We start from the raw sequence: 17,520 nt of genomic DNA on the forward strand, positions 1-17,520 counted from the left end.
GCCTCCACGTTCCGGTCGTCGTTGTCCAGGTTCAGGTGCTGCACGCTTCGGCGGCGTTGATGAGCCGCCAGCCCTCGGTGTGCTGCCAGCGGTCCAGCTCGTGCCGCAGGACTGCGGCGGAGTCGCTCGTCAAATGCGGCAGCAGCGCCTCGACCGTGCCAGCCATTCGGCTGTCCAGTGCGGTGACCTGCGCGTCCATGACTGCGCGGAGCTGGTGTTCGAACTGGTCGGGGCTGTCGCCGGGGCCGGTGGCGTCGATGAGGCCGAGCATGGCGGTCAGCAGGGTGAAGGCGGCGTCCTTCAGGACGACGCGGGCGCTCCTTATGTGGTGGCGTGGTGCGCCGTCGAGGATCTTTTCGAGGCTCTTGAGGGTGTAGTCGAGCGCGAAGTGCCGGTCGATCCATAACTGGGCGTTGCGGGAGCAGACCCCGATGCGCCAGTCGGCGAACCGGGCGTCGATACGGCCGAGCGCGGGCCGCGCCGCGCCGGCCAGGCCGGCCGCCTGCACCCTGCGGGTGTAGGCGGCGCCGGTCAGGCACTCCATCGACACCAGCATGTAGGAGATCGCGGTGTAGAACGGCCGCCCGGTACTGTGCTCGGCGACGAACGCATCGTCGCGGACCCCATCGACGATATCGGCGACGCTCATCTGCGGCAACGGCCGCAGCAGCAGGTCGGTGCGCGCCTGGAACCGATGCGTCGCGGCGAGCTCACCGGTGTCCATCAACTGGTCGAAGGTGATGTACGTGAATCGGGTCGGCACCCCGAGCGCTGACAGCGTGCGGATGGCCAGGGCGTTCTGTCCGCCGGTGGTTTCCTTGTTGAACCGCTCCAGGATCGAGGTCACGCCCGACTCGACGCCGAACAGCATGCGGCGCAGGCCGTGGTCGATCAGGTGCCGCCACATACCGGCCCGTTCGATGTGCCACCCCCGGTCGTGGGCGGGATCGGCGACCTGGTCCACCCGGCAGGAGGATTCCCACCGAAACCCGGCCCCGTGGATCGTCTCGGCGAGCGTCTGGACGCGCGCGACGGCGTCCGGGCCGGCACCGACAGCTTCCTCGTCGACCAGATACAGCGTGCGGGAGATCCCGGGATGGCGGTCGAACACCTGACCCATCTCCTTCAAGATCCAGTCAAGACGGTCCGGGCTGCCGCCCGCCCACGTTCCCTTGTGCCCGCGCGGGCAGAACGAGCAGAAGTTGGTACAGCCACGAGATGCCTCCAGCTGGGCGACGCCACGGTGGTCCAGGGTCGCGTCAAGAAGGTCGAGCTCAGGAAGGAAGTCGGTCTGCACCCGGTTGGCGACTCCAGCAGTGCGTCGCCGGGCGATCACCATTCCACCGCCGCGGGGCCCGCGGTAGCCGATGCCGCGAATCTCCGGCAACTGCAGGTCGCCGTGGTAGTGGGCAAGTACGTCGGCGATCGTCGGTTCTCCGGCACCCCGGGCCACGATCAACTGCGGGTACCGCTCCAGCAGCAGTGCCTCGTTGCGGGCGGTCAGACTGCCACCGGCGATGACTAACGGCGGGGCGGGAAGGGCATTCAGGTAGTCGATGAGGTCGGTCATCAGATCGTGCTGGCCGAACGTCGCGGAGACGCCGACGATGTCGGGTCGCCAGGACTCGACGGTGGCCCGGACATCGGGCAGCGTGGCGCCGAGTTGCATGTCCATCAGACGGACTTGCCCCAGCAGGCTGGCACGGGCAGCGCGGGCCAGGTCGGAGATCGCCAGCGGGAACCGGGGCAAGGGAAACCACTCGGGGTGATACAGCGCCACCAGCAGCAGCCGCGGCCGAAGCAGCCGGGAGACGGCGTCGTCGGTCAAGGTGGCGGACGACAGCCACTGCTCCGGGCGGTGCACGGTGATGCGGTCGTCCGTCCACACCGGCCACCGCCGGGTGGCGTGCGGCTGCCCGGACAGATCCGCGACAGTCCAGTCGCCACCGGCGGGGTTCTCGGCGATCAGCAGGCGGCGTTCGAGAGTGCCGGTGACCGCGAACCGGCTCGGCAGCAGCGGTGTGAGCGCCGCAGTAACGGCGGTCAGGTCCGTCATCGGCAGGTGGGCCAGCCCGGTGACGACCTCGGCGGCCGGGTGCAGGGCGGTCGTGCGTGTGATCGCCTGCAGCAGCCTGCTGTGAGCGGTCATGGTGGTAGTGGCCAGCATGGCGGACACCTCCTCAGTGAAGCGCGGCAGCAGCCAAGAGTGGTGGCGAGGATGCTCTCCGTAGATGTGGCGGGGCGTGTGGGGGCACGGCGGGACCGCCGTGGCGGTGCCGTCGGATGTGGCGTGCGGGTATCAGGCGGTCGGTGCCGCCCAGACGAGGTCGGCGGAGAGGGCGGAGTGGTCGGACAGGCCCGCGCTGCGCGTGTCGTGCACGTAGCGGCAGTCGGACACGGTCACGTGGTGACCGGTCGTGCAGAACAGATGGTCGAAGCGGTAACCGGCTCCGGAGCGTCCGAACCAGGAATGCTCAGTGCGCTGCGGGTGGTGAATACGGAAGATGTCGGTAAAGCCGCCAGCGGCGAAGCTGCGATAGAACTCGTACTCCCACCTGCCGAACACCGCATGGTGCGGCCGGTGCCCAGGCTCCACCACGTTGAGGTCACCGGCGATGATCACCGGGACGTCGGTCGGGAAGACAGCCGACAGGCTGGGCAGCAGCGCGGTGACCGCGTCCTGAAACGCCCGCTTGTCGACGTTTCGCCGTGCACGGGGCCCGCGCGACGGGACGTACAGCCCCACCAGACCGAGTTGCCAGCCCGCCGGATGACTGACCATCGCCCCTGCGGCGCGGTGCGGCAGGTGAGCAGCGTCGAGGGACACCACCTGGAGATCTCCGACGCGGGTGGCGAGCAACACCCGGTAGTCGCGGCCCCCGGAATCGGGGAGATGCACGCGGTACCCGTGGGTGGCGAGCGACTGCGCCAGGCTGTCCCCGGACGCTGCGCCCGCCACCTCGCTCAGGACGACGACGTCCGCGTCGGGCCGCTCGGCGAGCCAGGCAGCCTGCCGCACGCCACGGGCGGAACTGGCGTGCTGAACGTTCCACGTGAGCACCCCCACCGCAGTTCGCTCCACACGTGGGGCGTTACGGCGTAGCTGCGACGGCAGGACCTCGGCGGCGATCATCGTGCCGTTTTCGTGGGTGCCAGCTCATCGACGAAGACCTCGCCGCCAGCGTCGAGCCTCGACTGCACTCGCGACATGATCTTTCTAGCGGCGGCGATCGTCGTGGCGTCGGGCGGTTCGCGTAGGCACCCGAAGTTCATGTCGGCCTGCTCGGAGCTGGTGAACCCCACCAGGACCGCGGCATGCGCGGACCGGCTCAGGCACGACCACAACGCGATCCGGATCAGATCGGCAGTCTGAGCGCCTGCCACCTCGCGTAGCTCATCGATTCCCGCGGCGATGACCGCCGCCGCTTCCGGCCTGAACCAGCGTTTGCGGCTGCGGTGATCACCCCGTCCGAAGGCGCGCTCCCGGTCCGGCCGGTAGCTGCCCGTCAACAGGCCCTGGCCCAACGCCTTGTTGACCAGAACCCCGCAGCCATGGGAATCGGCGAGCGCGAATATGCCGGCCGACCGGTCGGCCGGCGTCAGCAGGTTGTCCCGCACCGCGAGTACCTCTGGGTTCACGACGTGGAACAACCCGCGAAAGCGCGCGATCTTGTCGCCACGCAGGTGCGGCTCTGTGGTGAGCCGGTCCAACGCGAAGCGGTGCGGACCGCGCATGCCGATCGCCCGCACCAGGCCCTCGGCCTGGAAGTCACGCATGGCCTGGACCGCGCCTTCCAGGTAACGATCGGCCGGCCCGAAGTCCTGATGATGAAGAAAGTAGATGTCCAGGAAGTCGACGCCCAGGTTCTGCATGCTCTGCTCCAACTGATGACGCATGTGGAGCGGATCGTAGGCGTGCGCCGCCGTCCCGGCGAAATATCCGACCTTCGACGTCAACACCACGTCCTCGCGGGGAACCTGTGCGACCAGGCCAGCTAGGCGCCGCTCAGAGCGGCCATGCCCGTAAACATCGGCCGTGTCGAACAATGTCACTCCCCGCTGGAAGGCCCGCTCCAAAGCGGCGAGGGCGCTGGCGTCATCGATCTCGGACCAGCCCATCGGCATACCCAGGTTCTCGTCCGGGCCACCCAGAGGCCAGCACCCCGCACCCAATGCGGACACCTTGATGCCTGTGCGCCCCAGCGTGCGCTGCGGCAACGACTCGACCAGCATCCCGCTCATCGTGGCCCCCGGCGGCTGTAGCGACCACGGGCGCCGCGCGGCGATGACCACCTCACATCAGTTACGAACATCCTCGCCTCCACTTCCGCCGAACGCCCGAGATCCACTAGCCGGGTAATGCCGCGTGCTGCTAATGACATGGGAAACGACCGGGCCACTGTCCGGCAAGCCCATCGGACGTTCCCGACACGGCCCACGGCGACAACCCTGCTCCGGACCGTCACGGTGGCCCGGCGACGTGCCCGCGCCCGGTACACTTCCGGACATCGCCGGACGCCCCCAGCTCCCCAAGACGGACATCAATCCGACCACCGCTGGTTCGATCCCCGAACTCGCCGCCTGCCTGAGCAGACTTCGCGCCCAGGCAGAGATCTCCTATCGCGGCCTTGAACAATGGGGCAGCCGCCACGGCACCCCCATGCCGCGCAGCACGATGGCCGACGTATTCGCCGGCCGCCGCCTGCCGCGCAAACAGGTCCTCCTCACCTACCTACGAGCCTGCGGCATCGACCCGCGAACCGACCCGCGATGGCTCGCCGCGTGGACCCGGCTCGCGGAACAACGAACCGCACCCCGCCCGGCAAGCGAACCGATCGGGCAGCAGGCGGCGACACAGGAGTCCGCACAGCGCATCCTCGACGAAGCACTCGCGATCCGCGCCGCCGCCGAACGAGACGCCGCAGAACTGCGGGCCGCAGCCAGAGAGGACATCGCCTGGCTGCGCGCCAAGGCCGACGTCGAGCCGGACCATCGGCGTGACCTCGACGCCAAACTGGCGGCCGACATAGCGGGTGCCGGACTACTGCGAGTCGGAACCAACTACCTCAACGAGCTGGAATGGGAGCAACTCTTCGCCGGAGTCCGCCAACTCGACATTTTCGTGGCCTACGGACAGACCTGGCGAAACCTCCACGCCCGCCACCTTCACGACCTCGCCGCCCGCCCCGGCAGCAAGATCCGCGTGTTCCTGCCCGATCCCGCCGACGATACGACCATCGCCACGCTTGCCGACCGGTTCGCCATCACCGTCGAGGAGATGCGAAGGCGGATCGAGGCCACGCGCGCCGACTACGAACTCCTACGCCGCCCAGACGGGGCCGATGTCGAGATCCTTTATCGACCCGGCGATCGGCTGTACTCCTTCTACCGACTCGACGACACCGCCGTCCTCGGGTTGTACAGCCACAGCCGCAACCGAATGCCCTCCATCCCGGTCCTCGTCTGTCGCGCTCCCGGAAGTCTCTATCAGTTTATAATGGACGACCTATGCAACATCGAACAGCAAAGCCGGCGGGTCTAGTGCCTCGCCATACAGCCTTGAACGGATAATCCGGATGGCAAAACTTGGAGCCGGTGGCGAATTGCCGAAAACGCAAGCGTCGCACCGCCACCGAGCCGTACTGCCGGACCTGGTCGGAGCCACGTGGGTGAAGTTGATGGGAACCATCGATCCGCCTTCCTGCGAGGCTCGCAACGACGAGAGTCACTACATGCGACTCCACCCATGGCGCGTAACCCCATGATGGGAAACCACTGTAGACGAACACGCTCCCCGTTCCTGCAGTCCTGGGTCCGAGGTCACGGGTGGCGCTGAAGGATGCCTGCCCGATAGAGCGGATGCTCCGACGCTGCGGTGTGGCTGCTTGTTGCCGCCGGCCGTCTCCTTCACGCTCATCGGATGTCAACGTCCGCGTCGGTAGGCTTCACGCTGTCTCCCGATCGGGTTTCCGGCGGCATCTGGCGTCGTGACTTCCGGTGGCTGTGGGCCGCGTTCGGTGCCAGCGAGCTGGGGACGGCTGTCGGCTACTCGGCGCTGTCGATCATCGCGGTGCTGCTCCTGGATGCCTCGGACCTGCGGGTGTCGATGCTGACCGTCCTGTCCGGTGTGGTCGCCGCCGTGGTCGCGCTGCCGCTCGGACCGTGGATCGAGTACCGCTCGAAGCGGCCGGTCATGATCGGGACGGATCTGCTGCGGTTCCTCGCCGTGGCGTCGGTGCCGGCTGCCGCCTATCTGGGCTGGCTCACCTACTGGCATCTGTGTCTGGTGGCCGTGGTGCACACCGTGGCCACCCTGGCGTTCAACTGCGCGAGCGTGGCCAACCTCAAGGCGCTGGTGCCACGCGAACACCGTGCCGAAGCGAACAGCCGCTTCGAGGCCACCCTGTGGACGGCGAACGCCATCGGCCCGCCCGCCGGCGGCCTCCTCATCTCCTGGGTCGGCGTACCGGCCGCGATGGTGGTCGACGCGATCAGCTATCTCGCTTCCGCCGCCGGCATCCGCCGGCTGACCGCTCCCGAACGTCCGCCGCCGCGGCGCGCCGCCGAGCATCACTGGTCCGCTGACGTTCTGGCCGGCTGGCGGTACATCCTGCGCCATCGTGGCCTGACGGCGTTGTTCTTCAACGCGATGGTCTTCGGCGGCTGCATCATGGCCGCATCCCCGCTTTTGACGGTCTTCATGCTGCGCGATCGCGGCTTCGCCCCGTGGCAGTACGGGCTCGTACTCGGCTTCTCGGCGCTCGCCGGCGTCGTCGGTTCGCTCCTGGCGAGGCCGCTCATCGACCGCCTCGGCCACCGCACGGTGCTGCTGGCTGCCGGCGTCGGACGCTGCCTGTGGCTGGGACTGATCCCGTTCGCCCCAGCCACCCTCGGCGGGCTGGCGTTGATCGCCGTGTCCGAATTCATGCTGCTGCTCTTCGTCGGCCTGTTCAACCCCACCTTCGCGACCTACCGAATGAACGCCACCACCGACGAGTACATGTCGCGTGTCGTCATGGCCTGGTCAATCACGTCCAAGACGGTCCAGCCGGTCTTCATCGCCGCAGCCGGTCTCCTCGCCGCCGCCACCACCGCCAGAACCGCCTTGATCGTTACTGCGGCGCTCCTGCTCACCGCGACAGCGCTACTACCCTGGCACGACGACGATGCACGCAAGGACATGAGGTACGTGCCGAGCCAGGACGGACCTGCCGCACCCGATCCACCCGCACGCCGATGGCCGCGGAGGCCATCGACAAGGTCGGCGACGAACGCGAGGAGGTAAGACAGCTGATGCGTGTCGTGGTGACCACCCAACCCGCCCTTGGTCACCTGCATCCACTGGTCCCCCTGGCCCGGGCGATGGCAGACGCCGGCCACGACGTGCTTCTCGTCTCCTCCGCCTCCTTCCAACCTCAGCTGGAACGGACGGGCCTGCCCACCGCCAGCGCGGGTCTGGACTGGCTGGAGTCTGAGGCGACAGCCGCATTTCCCGCGCTCCACACGGTCGTCGGCGACGACGGCAAACGGTTCTTCCTCGACGAGATCTTCTGCGGCACCGCAGAGCACATGGCCGAAGACCTCATCGGCCTGGCAAGCGGTTGGCGGCCCGACGTCATTGTGCGTGAGATCTGGGAGTTCGGAGGGGCCGTCGCCGCGGCGATTCTCGGCGTCCCGTGCGTGGTCCACGGGATCGGCCGCTGGCTCAACGTGGAGGAAGTCGTCGACGCCGGGGCGGCCCGGCTGCGTAGCCTGTGGTCACGCTCAGGGTTCACCGGCGACGACCTGAACTGGGTCGACGGCGACCTCTACCTGGACGTGTGCCCGCCGTCGCTGGATCTGCCCACCCGGCGGCCACGCCCACCGCATACCCGGTCCCTGCGGCCCGTCCCGTTCGACGACACCAGCACACCCGGCCCGTCACCGCCCGCGCGACGTCGTGGACGGCCGCTGATCCATGTCAGCCTGGGAACGGTCAGCAGCCGCGTCGACGTGCTGAACGCCATCCTCCGCGACCTGCGCGATCTCGACGCCGACGTCGTCGCCACCACCGGCAACTGCGATCCGGTCCGAGTCGAACCCCAACCACCGTCGATCACCGTCACCGCCTACGTTCCCCTGACACGGCTACTGCCGTCGTGTGACCTGGTCATCTGCCATGGCGGTTGGGGCACCGTGATCGCCGCGGCCGCCCACGGCGTCCCGGTCGTATGCGTACCTGCTGGCGCCGACCGCCCCGCCAACGCGCACGCCTGCGAGACCGCCGGCATGGGCCTGACCATCCGACCCGACCATCTCCGCCCTGGCCGCGTCCGGGCCGCTGCCACAGCGATCCTGGACGGCGGCACCCACCGGGCCGGTGCCCGACAGGTCCGCGCCGAAGTCGACCGCATGCCCTCACCACAGGAGATCGTGCAGGCCGTGGAAGACCTCGTGTAGCACGCCGGCCGATCACCGCGACGCTGTTCTCCAGCGTCCGCCCCGGCGCGAGGCGGGCCCGACGCGACGGCGACGGCGCCCGCGGAAGGCGCCTGACGACGAGCGATGATACTCACCCCCAGTCCGTGTCAGCCGATCGCCGCTAGTGACCAGCCACGGTCATCTCGCGGGTCGGCGAGCCGGCCGTGACCTTCTCACAGAGACTCAACAGTTCGGGATGCTGACGCAACCTGGTGTATCCCTGCGGCGGCTGAAACGCCCCCAGCTCGACCCTGAGCTGTTCCAACGACATCCCCGGGTGCTCCTCGACGTGCTGAATCGGGATCGCGAACGCCCGCTCCAGGTCCTGCACGTACTCCAACACCGACGCACCGTTGCCGACACGCGCACGCTCGGCGATGTCGGCGATCCGCTGCGGCGTGTCCACGATGGCAGGCCCAAGGTCGATCACCGCTCCGAGACGGCCCACCGGAGCGGACAGGTAGACGTACCAGCGCACCGACGCCCCGTCAGGAACCGACGCCGGAACTCGTGACGCTTCTCGCCGACCCAGATCAGGTCGTAGTAGACCGGTTCAGCGACATGAGCACCGGCTCGCGGAAATCCTCAACCGGATCACCCTCGCCGGAAAGGCTGGACTGCGCGCGACCGAAGCGGTTCATCGTCACCCATCCACACTGCAGCCACTCACGTGCCGTAGCTGGTAGCTCAGGTCAGCGTGTCTCTCCCGCCCTGATGATCCTGCCACGACGAGGTGGTCTTCACCTCGCGCGACTGCGCGATCTCGGGTGCTGTCGATCGATACGAGTGATCGTTCGTAGCTCGGGAGGTCAGGACGTAGCCGGGAGATCGTCACGGTGCGAGGTCCAACGGTCGGCCAGATTGCCAGCGGCGCCACCGAGGTGTCGTCTGAATGCAGCGAGTGGCTCGTCACGGATAGACGATGCAGGCCTCGTCAGCAGACCGCCCACCAGCAGTCCGGTGGACGTGCACGTTCTGCCACGGCCGGCATCACCCGCAGGTGCCCCACCGCGCCGCGCTCGTCGGCGGCCGCCAGGACGACACCGTCGCCTCAGGTGGTGCGGACGGCGCCGACAGCGGGCGTCTTGCGGCTTCCTCCGTCAGGGGGCCGTGCCCGGCGGCTGGGATACTGACGCGGTGCCCACCGATCCCGGACCGCAGATGAACACCAGTCTCGTGAGCCGGTACGCCGACCTGCGCAAGCAGGTCGGCGGGATGACTGAGTCGGTACGCGGGATGCGGTTCAACACCCTGCTCGCCGACGCACTGGTTCGCGACGGAATCGACGCCGAGGCCGATCAGCGGGGGCCGCACGGCGAAGTCGACGTCGCGTTCTGTTACGACGGCACCTGGTGGCTGCTGGAGGCGAAGTGGTACGCCGACCCGATCACCGACGAGCCGCTACGCCACCTGAGGGATGTGCTGACCGAGCGGCGACCGGGCACCATGGGCATCCTTGCCTCGTGGTCGGGATTCGCCGTCAGCGCGCTACGCCGCGCCGAACGATCCCGCGACGTCGTACTGCTCGACCGCACCCACCTGGAAGCGTTGATCAGCGGTGCCGTGTCCGGACCCGAACTGATCGACGCTGTGAACCGGTCGCTGTCGGTGTTCGGCCACCCGAACCTGCCGTTGGCGGCGCTTCTGCGCCCACGACGCCCTGACCCGGAACCGCTACGGTTGGGTGTCCCCGATGGCTTCACCCCGGCTGCCGTCGCAGCACCTGGCGCGGTAGATCCCACCGTGACTGCCTACGGCGCGACGCTCGCCGGCATCACCGCCGACCGCGGCCGACTGCTCATCACCGTGGACGACGGCATCATGGACCTCGCCGTCGGTCGCCGCGCCCAGCCTCGCCGGCGTCTGGAACTCACCGACTGCGTCGGCAGCCCGTTAGCCACGACCGATGGTGACCTCTTCGTGGTCCGCAACGGCGGGGTGCTGCGCCACCGGCAGGACGCCTTGGAAGTGGCCGCAGGCGGCTTTACCCGCCCGCCGATCATCGTCCCCGGCCCACACGGCGAGCCGTGGCTGCTGGACCGCGACACGGTCGGCTGGCCCGGCACCGAGCACGCCAGCCTGGTGCAGGTCGGTGACCACCTCGGCGACCAGCAGCGATGGCCCGCAGGGCTCCCGGCGGGCGTCTGCCAGGCGGCGTGCTGGCTGCACGACCGCACGTTCTTCGTGCTCGGCGACGGGCACAGCGCGATCACCGACGTCGACACCGGCGAGCACCGGTGGATCGAGACCCCGGTCGGCCGGCCGCACGGCCTCATCCGTCTCGACGAGCGCCACGTCCTGATCGTCGGTGCCGATCGCCACGTCCTCATCACGGTCCTCGACACCGCCACCGGGCAGGCGACCGAACCCACGCCGATCAACCTGACCGGCCCGGTGCGCGGAGCGGCGCGTATCCGCGATGCCCTGATCATCCTGGCCGGCGCACCGGTCGACCACGCCACCGTCGTTCCGGTAGTCGCTCGACTTGACCTGCCCAGTCTGGTGTAGTTCCTACCCCGATAACCGGCGCTGATGACTGCACGGTCATGCCCTCGCGAGCGGCCGCCGTCTGTCCGACGGGGCGGGCTGGGTGCGTGCGAGCGGGATCACCGCCCTGCCCGGTGCCGTAGTTCGTGCCCTGCTTTCCCATGTCCTGTGGACAGACCAGGCGGCCCGCAGGGCAGAGATTTCGTGGTCCTGCTTCTGTATCAGCTGGCCGCGGAGGCGATGAGGTCACGCGCCCCGGCCCGCAGCAGGGCGTCGGCGACTCGGCGTCCCAGGTCGTCGGCGTCGCAGTGGGGTCCTCGCATGGTCGCGGTGACCTGCTTGGCGCCGTCGGGGCTGTAGACGGCACCGTGCAGTCGTACCGTGTCGGTCTCGACTTGGGCGAGCCCGCCGATCGGGCTGTGGCAGTGGCCGGTGAGCGCGCGAAGCATGGCGCGTTCGGCGGTGGCCGCCAGCGCGGTGGCCGGGTCGTTCAGCTGGGCGACGAGGCGGGTGGTCGTGGTGTCGCTGGTGCGGGTGGTGACCACGATCGTGCCGGCGCCGACGGCGGGCAGCATGTCCTCGACCGGCAGCACCTGGGTGATCCGGGCGGTCTGGCCGATGCGGCGGAGCCCGGCGACGGCGAGGATCATCGCGTCGTACTCGCCCTGGTCGAGTTTGCGCAGTCTGGTGTTCGTGTTACCGCGTACGGCGGTCACCTGTAGGTGGGGCCAGCGGGTAGCGAGTTGGGCGCGGCGGCGCGGCGAGCTGGTCGCCACGGTCGCGTCGGCGGGCAGGTCGTCGAGCGTGCCGCCGTGGCGGGACACCACCGCGTCGTGCACATCCTCGCGTGGCAGGTAGGCGGCGATCGTCAACCCCTCGGGCAGGGCGACGTCGCCGGGCACGTCCTTGAGGCAGTGCACGGCGATCGTGACCTCCCCGGCGAGTTGGGCGCGGTCCAACTCGCGGACGAACGCGCCCTTGCCGCCGATGACCGCGAGGTCACCGGTCCACCGGTCGCCGCTGGTCGTCATCGGTGCCAACCGGATCTCCACAGCAGGATCGAGCAGCGCCAACACCCCGGCGACCTGCTCCGCCTGCGCGAGCGCCATCGGAGAGGATCGAGTACCGACGGTGATCAGATGCATCGCCACCCAGACAGCGTACGGCCGCACCCCGTCCTGGCCGGAACAGCAGGAGCGACGCGCCGGGGCGACTCAATCCACCACCATGCTTCGCGCCGTCAACCGGCGGCCCGGTCGATGACCGTCACCTTTGCGCAGCCAACGGCTGCCTCTCCGCGATCGTCAGCGACGGAGGTGGTCCCGGTGGTCGGGGCGATGCATCGGAGCGGACGACCAGCCGCTCCCCGCGACCAGTCTCGTCTACACCTTCCGCGACGTGCAGGAAATCCCCGATGTTGTCCCCGACCGCTGCCGCGGTGTCGATGCCACCAGCATGCACGAAGCGCGCCACGTCGATAGCCGCCCGTTCAGCCGCCAGGTCGTTGCCGGGCGAGTACGCCTTCACGAAGAGTCGATCGCCGCCGTGGTGATCGACAGCGAAATTCACGGTCGAAAGGCCACCGGCGTCAGTTGCAGATTCGCCAATCCGTAAGCTGGCGCCAATATCAACTCTACGGATTCACGCACAATAAAGGATATCGAAGTTGGAGTAGTGGCGTCGAGTCAGTCTGGACGCTCATTCGCGTAGAACTCGTAGCGCTCCTGCTCCAGCCCATATTGCTCGAACGCGCCGGTGAACGTCGCACCCGCTCGTGCCAGCAGTCGCCGCGAACGTTCGTTGGCGCGCTGCGTCGTAACGACCAAAGGCTCCTCCGCGATGTTTTCGAAGAACCAGGTACGGATCAGCGTGACTGCTTCACTGGCCATCCCGAGCCCCCAGTATGCGTGCCGTAGTTTGTACGACACCTCCCACGACCCACGCTTGCGCGCAATACTTCCCTGGCCAGCCACCTCCCCACCGGTCAACGCAACCACGACGAACTTGCCCCACTCCGGCGCTTCGACCCTGCGGCGGGCACGCTCCTCGGCGACGCCCAGCTCAACCGGTCCTTTCAAATACCGGCAGACGCGAGGGTCGGTCGCCATCTCGACCAGCGCCGGCTCATCACCCGGCGCAGGCGACCGTAGCAGCACCTTCGTGGCGATCAGCGGATTCACCAGCCAGTCGGTCATAGGTCAAGGATCACAGACAGCCGAGCCAGGCGCGGCCGGTCTGTTCCTCAAACCCCGAGGCTGTGGCGGGATCGGTGTCGCGGGCGCGTCGCGGGCTGGCGTGCGGAGCCTGACCTTGTTCTCTCGGGGCTGTTCCGGTCGGCCGTCCGGGCGAGGGGATCCACTGTTCGTCGGTGTGTCTGCGCGGTAGGAAGATCGACTACCGCTGGTCATCTGGGTCGTGCTCGTCTTTGCAGGTGTTGCCCTGGCCTGCACGTTGGTCGATGTGTTGGAATGAGGGTCGGGGTTAAGCTAGGGGATCATCGGTCGTGAGCAGGCGTTCTGGCTCCTCAAGCCACAAACTCGCAAAGATGATCGTCGATCACGATGCGATGGGTGAGTACATGGACGTGGATCGCGGTGAGCGGCGGCGCGGCCGTGTGGCGGCACGACGACGGGTGGTAGGTGTTGTTGTCGTCGTTGGTGCGGGCATGGCCGTGGCGAGCGTGCTGCTGGTCGTGGTGGCCTTGCTGGTGCGGGTCTTCGCCGACGGTCTGAGTTTGGGTGTTCGTGTGGTGCTTGTCCTGGTCGGGACGGTGGTCGGGACCGGGTTGGTCGGCTGGTGGCTGCAGCCGGTGCTGGGTCCGGCCGTCGAGCGGCTTGTTCGTGTCCGGGATGAACGGTAGACACACCTGTTTCTTGTAACGTCGACGCTCATCCCCGCGGTGGACGCTTGCGCCACCATGCTCGGATCCGCTGCGCAAGTCCGAACAGGGCGCCGCCTGCGGGTACCGCCAGCAGCACGGCGATGTTCGGGACGAGGACCACCGTGATGAGGCATGCCGTCACGATGAACGCGAGCAGGCAGGCCAGGACCAGGACGGTTCGTTGCCAGGGCTTCACGATCATGGTGTAGAGCTTCGCCGCCTCCTCGGTGGTGTGCCCGTTTGTGATGAGGCGTTCGAGGAAGTCGAGTATCGCGACGACGGGCGCGGGGCCGCGAGGCACCGAGTCTGTGGTGCGGGTGGCCGGTGGCCGTATCGCAGGGACGTTGCTGTCGCCACCTCGGGTGGGGGCGTCTGGGTGTCGCGGGGGTGGCTGCGGCGCGGGTCGGGCGGAGCCGGTCGTGAGCTCGTCGACCGGCGCGGTGGCGGAGTGGTCCGCGCCGGTGAGGGTGTCGGTGGTGTCGCCGCCTGTGTGTGCGTCGCCGGCGTCGTCGTTGCCAGACTCCGTGGCCTGGCCGTGCGGGTGGGACGCCGATGTGGTGGGTGCTGCCGTCGTTGTGCTCCGAGACCCGCCGTTGTCTGCGGAGGGGGGCGTGCTGCTGGGCACCGAGCTCGTCCTTCTGTATGGGCTGTGCGTGCTGGGGGGTGGTGCGGAGGCGGCGTTGCCTCGGTACGGCTCAGCGCGGTGGCGACTCCCCGTCGTAGATGGCCGTCTCAGGTACCTAGTTGCTCGTCGCTAGGAGCGACTAGCTAGGTTACCGTGGGATCCTACCGGGGTAGCTACTAGCTTATGGCAAGTTGCAGACAACTACCCACAGTGGTCGCGCCTGCACCTTTGGTCATTGCAGTGGGTGCCCCGAACGAACTCGCGAAACGGGGAGGAAGAGGCACCAATGACAACAGGCACGGACCCCGCGGTGCAGCGACGACGGCTGCGGGTGGAGCTACGTCGGCTCAGGCTGGACAGACAACTGACCCAGAAGGAGGTGGCGGAGCAGCTGGGATGGTCGCTGTCCAAGATGATCCGCATCGAAACCGGGCAGGTCGGCATCTCCCGCAGCGACCTACGCACGCTCCTGGAGGAGTACAACGTCTCGGACCCCGCCACGGTCAATGAACTGGCGGCCATGGCCAAGGACGGCCGCAGACAGCAATGGGGTCCATACCGGGACATCCTGAACTCGGACTTCCTGACCTACCTCAACGTCGAAGGATCAGCATCGGTCATACGTCAGGGAGAGCCACAGGTCCTTCCTGGACTCCTGCAGACCGAGGAGTACGCCCGGGCCGTCATCACCGGCGTCGGTGGCGCTGAACTCTCCGCTCAGACGATCGAGCGACAGGTCGAGGTCCGAATGAAACGACAGGAGATCATCGAGAGACCCGACCCGCCCCAGATACACTTCATCATCGACGAGTCCGCTCTCCGCCGACCCGCCGGCGGCGTCAAGGTCATGAGATCGCAACTCAGACGCCTCGAAGAGATCGCCGCGCTCAAACACGTCCACCTCAGGGCGATCTTCCTGCGCGCCGGAGTGCACCCCGGACTACGAGGGTCATTCGTCATTCTGGAGTTCCCCGACCCCGCCGACGACGACCTGCTCTTCCTCGAAAGCGGCCAGAGCAGCCTGGCCACAAAAGACAGCCCGGAGGACATCGCCAGATACAGACAGGACTTCGACACCCTCGAAACCATCGCGGCCAGCGAAGACGACACCCTCCGCCTGATTACCGCCGCACAATCAGAACTGTAACAACACGTAGCCGGCGAGGCCCGCCCGTGACCCCACCATCGCACCGTAGGAGAACCCCTCTTCCCGCGGCGGGGCGGGCACCGTCGACAACACCCACAGAACTGTCAAGAGGCGCCATTCGGGCTGATGTCAGCCTTCAGCGAGGAGACGAACGATGCCCACCCCGCTGTCGGGAAACTCAGCCGGCACCCATCGGGATCCTTCGAGTCACGGACGAGAACACGCCCCGTCCCGGACGACACCTCCACACAATTGTTGTCACCCGCCATACTCGCCTTACTCTTCCTCCAGCTACTCTCGACCACCACTCCTCCTATCATGATCCGACCGCAGCAACAGATCACACCGCAAGGTCAACACCACCAGCGGCACGACCAGAAAATCATCGACGCTGATGAACATACGTCGAGTGTATGCAGCTGCGGCAACCGATGGCCAGCGCCACAGCAGCAGAACAGCGCGACGCTCTCGACGTCACCCGCAGGATGCGCGGGTACTCGTACCGGCGCAAACCGTCCACGCCGCGCCAGCGGTGGAAATTCCACTCTTGCAGGATCCCTGCTGGCCCGAAAACCTGCCCAGGAGTGCACACCTCAACAGAGTGGCGCAGATACTTACGCCGCGGATGGCTTCTTTGTCCCGAAGTTGACCGGCTCGTATAAGCGAATGCCAGGCAACCAGGTCCGCAACTACCACTCTGCAAGCTGCCATTCAAAATTCCGCGCAGATGCCTTCGCTCGGTCCCACCTGCCGTCGCTGGTCAAGCGACATGATCGTATGTTCGGGCAGCTCACTGGAGTCGGCACCGGACTTCCGGCGTCGATCGCCGTGAGCCTGGTTCCAGATCAGGATCCGGTCGAGGGTTCGTGGCGGCACTCCTGGATCCAGCGTCCCATGATCGAGTTCATTCTGGGCATCCGGACTCCGCTGAGCACGACGTCGGTGCCGCTGTCGGCGAGCCATCTGCCAGGATGGGAGCGTTGGGCGGGTGGTAGCCAGACCCAACGAGTCTCCAGAACAGAGGACGTGATGGACACCGCCGCCAAACTCGCTGTCTTGATCGACGCGGACAACGCACAACCGTCGGCGATCGAGGCGCTGCTGGCCGAGGTCGCCAAATACGGCACCGCCCACGTCAAACGCGCCTACGGAGACTGGACCGGCACCGGCCTTCGAGGTTGGAAGGAACTGCTGCTCGCCCAGTCGATCCAACCCATCCAGCAGTTCGCCTACACCACCGGCAAGAACGCCACCGACTCGGCGTTGATCATCGACGCGATGGACCTGCTGTACTCCGGGCGCTTCGACGGATTCTGCATCGTGTCCAGCGACAGCGACTTCACGCGCCTGGCGTCCCGGCTGCGTGAGTCCGGGCTCACCGTGTACGGCTTCGGCGAACGCAAGACCCCGAAACCGTTCGTCGCCGCCTGCGACAAGTTCGTCTACACCGAGAACCTGAACTACACCGGCGACCCCTCCCCAGAGGACATCACGCCGACGAGAGCCGCCCCGACCATCGCCCCACCCAAGAACGACACCGCACTCGTCGCTCTCCTGCGCAACGCCGTCGAGGCCGCCTCCGACGACGACGGCTGGGCATCCTTGGCCAACGTCGGCAACATCATCCTCAAGCAGCGCCCAGACTTCGACCCGCGAAGCTACGGCTACGGCAAACTCAGCGACCTTGTCACCGCGACCACCTTGTTCGACACGGAGCGACGCAACCCCGGAGGCGGCAAGCCCGGCGTCATCTACGTCCGCGACAAACGCCAGTCACCAACACGGACTCCGAAGTCCCGCGTAGCCCCAGCGGCCGACAGAGCCCCAGGCTCGACGACCGCCGGCTGAACGCGAAACTGGCACAGCAAGCGCGTGCGTTGGCGGCAACGAACCCGTTCGATGCCATCCCGCTGACGCCGA

16 protein-coding genes are annotated in these 17,520 nt (G+C 67.5%); 8 read left to right on the forward strand and 8 right to left on the reverse strand.

What is annotated here, in order from left to right; genetic code table 11:
- Nucleotides 1-31: 31 nt before the first annotated feature.
- From EDC02_RS24955 to EDC02_RS24965, 3 genes are all read right to left on the reverse strand, one after another.
- On the reverse strand, nt 32-2,167 hold the full coding sequence (locus tag EDC02_RS24955; RefSeq protein ID WP_233606279.1) for a radical SAM protein: 2,136 nt from the start codon (nt 2,165-2,167) through the stop codon (nt 32-34).
- A 132-nt stretch (nt 2,168-2,299) separates the two neighbouring features.
- Entirely contained in the window at nt 2,300-3,133 is an 834-nt protein-coding gene (locus EDC02_RS24960) for an endonuclease/exonuclease/phosphatase family protein (protein ID WP_123604042.1), read from the reverse strand.
- Nucleotides 3,130-4,233: an aldo/keto reductase gene (locus EDC02_RS24965; protein WP_199757753.1), complete on the reverse strand. Its 1,104-nt coding sequence runs from the start codon at nt 4,231-4,233 to the stop codon at nt 3,130-3,132. Before EDC02_RS24965 ends, EDC02_RS24960 begins: the two co-directional genes overlap by 4 nt.
- Nucleotides 4,234-4,480: 247 nt before the next feature.
- Between EDC02_RS24965 and EDC02_RS24970 the strand changes: the two genes are divergently transcribed.
- The 3 genes from EDC02_RS24970 (at nt 4,481) to EDC02_RS24980 (ending at nt 8,439) form a co-directional block, all read left to right on the forward strand.
- Complete coding sequence (locus EDC02_RS24970) at nt 4,481-5,542, forward strand: helix-turn-helix domain-containing protein (protein WP_148083609.1); 1,062 nt, start codon at nt 4,481-4,483, stop codon at nt 5,540-5,542.
- A gap of 378 nt (nt 5,543-5,920) precedes the next feature.
- Nucleotides 5,921-7,285, forward strand: a complete 1,365-nt coding sequence (locus tag EDC02_RS24975; protein WP_123604044.1) for an MFS transporter — start codon at nt 5,921-5,923, stop codon at nt 7,283-7,285.
- Complete coding sequence (locus tag EDC02_RS24980) at nt 7,237-8,439, forward strand: glycosyltransferase (protein ID WP_123604045.1); 1,203 nt, start codon at nt 7,237-7,239, stop codon at nt 8,437-8,439. Before EDC02_RS24975 ends, EDC02_RS24980 begins: the two co-directional genes overlap by 49 nt.
- A gap of 142 nt (nt 8,440-8,581) precedes the next feature.
- Here EDC02_RS24980 and EDC02_RS24985 read toward each other — a convergent pair whose 3' ends face one another.
- Nucleotides 8,582-8,938, reverse strand: coding sequence for a hypothetical protein (locus EDC02_RS24985; protein ID WP_233606280.1), 357 nt, complete (start codon nt 8,936-8,938; stop codon nt 8,582-8,584).
- A 683-nt stretch (nt 8,939-9,621) separates the two neighbouring features.
- Here EDC02_RS24985 and EDC02_RS24990 point away from each other — a divergent pair.
- Entirely contained in the window at nt 9,622-10,968 is a 1,347-nt protein-coding gene (locus EDC02_RS24990) for a restriction endonuclease (protein ID WP_158632293.1), read from the forward strand.
- 200 nt (nt 10,969-11,168) lie between these two features.
- Here the strand turns inward: EDC02_RS24990 and hemC are convergent, their stop codons facing one another.
- Entirely contained in the window at nt 11,169-12,092 is a 924-nt protein-coding gene (gene hemC, locus EDC02_RS24995) for a hydroxymethylbilane synthase (RefSeq protein WP_123605131.1), read from the reverse strand.
- Between the two features lie 253 nt (nt 12,093-12,345).
- On the opposite strand from hemC, the gene EDC02_RS39730 reads away from it, so the two are divergent.
- Nucleotides 12,346-12,561 (forward strand): hypothetical protein, encoded by a 216-nt coding sequence (locus EDC02_RS39730; protein WP_148083610.1) that lies wholly within the window; start codon nt 12,346-12,348, stop codon nt 12,559-12,561.
- 71 nt (nt 12,562-12,632) lie between these two features.
- Here EDC02_RS39730 and EDC02_RS25005 read toward each other — a convergent pair whose 3' ends face one another.
- On the reverse strand, nt 12,633-13,142 hold the full coding sequence (locus EDC02_RS25005; protein WP_123604048.1) for a GNAT family N-acetyltransferase: 510 nt from the start codon (nt 13,140-13,142) through the stop codon (nt 12,633-12,635).
- Nucleotides 13,143-13,492: 350 nt separating this feature from the next.
- On the opposite strand from EDC02_RS25005, the gene EDC02_RS39735 reads away from it, so the two are divergent.
- On the forward strand, nt 13,493-13,807 hold the full coding sequence (locus EDC02_RS39735) for a hypothetical protein (protein ID WP_148083611.1): 315 nt from the start codon (nt 13,493-13,495) through the stop codon (nt 13,805-13,807).
- Between the two features lie 28 nt (nt 13,808-13,835).
- On the opposite strand, the gene EDC02_RS39740 is transcribed toward EDC02_RS39735, so the two are convergent.
- Entirely contained in the window at nt 13,836-14,129 is a 294-nt protein-coding gene (locus EDC02_RS39740) for a hypothetical protein (protein ID WP_148083612.1), read from the reverse strand.
- 610 nt (nt 14,130-14,739) lie between these two features.
- Between EDC02_RS39740 and EDC02_RS25020 the strand changes: the two genes are divergently transcribed.
- A complete protein-coding gene (locus EDC02_RS25020) occupies nt 14,740-15,600 on the forward strand; it encodes a helix-turn-helix transcriptional regulator (RefSeq protein WP_123604051.1) in 861 nt (286 codons plus the stop codon).
- A 104-nt stretch (nt 15,601-15,704) separates the two neighbouring features.
- Here the strand turns inward: EDC02_RS25020 and EDC02_RS25025 are convergent, their stop codons facing one another.
- A complete protein-coding gene (locus tag EDC02_RS25025; RefSeq protein ID WP_123604052.1) occupies nt 15,705-15,920 on the reverse strand; it encodes a DUF397 domain-containing protein in 216 nt (71 codons plus the stop codon).
- Here EDC02_RS25025 and EDC02_RS41875 point away from each other — a divergent pair.
- Nucleotides 15,919-17,448 (forward strand): NYN domain-containing protein, encoded by a 1,530-nt coding sequence (locus EDC02_RS41875; RefSeq protein ID WP_233606281.1) that lies wholly within the window; start codon nt 15,919-15,921, stop codon nt 17,446-17,448. The two genes, EDC02_RS25025 and EDC02_RS41875, sit on opposite strands and share 2 nt — an antisense overlap.
- The last annotated feature ends 72 nt before the right edge of the window (nt 17,449-17,520 follow it).

It is taken from the genome of Micromonospora sp. Llam0 (assembly GCF_003751085.1).
GTDB lineage: Bacteria > Actinomycetota > Actinomycetes > Mycobacteriales > Micromonosporaceae > Micromonospora_E.